A 220-nucleotide genomic window follows, 5' to 3' on the forward strand; every position below is an offset into this window, starting at 1 on the left:
GCATAAACAATTGGCCCATCAAAGCCTAAAAACTCATATACCGATGCACCAATAAAAATCACAATCGCCGCGGGAGCAAGTGTATATTCTATTAGTACCGCTAACCCGGTGAGCTAACCACCAGCAGGTCCCATAGCTTGGCGAGCAAAACAATAACCACCGCCTGCAGCCGGTATCGCAGCGCACATATCAGCTAAAGATAATACTAACGTTAAATACA

At 45.5% G+C, this 220-nt stretch carries 1 pseudogene; it reads right to left on the reverse strand.

The features are described from left to right. A pseudogene (locus V6256_RS15745) lies at positions 1–220 on the reverse strand (ethanolamine permease); the annotation flags it as partial.

The organism is Psychromonas aquatilis (genome assembly GCF_038155185.1).
Classification (GTDB): Bacteria; Pseudomonadota; Gammaproteobacteria; order Enterobacterales; family Psychromonadaceae; genus Psychromonas; species Psychromonas aquatilis.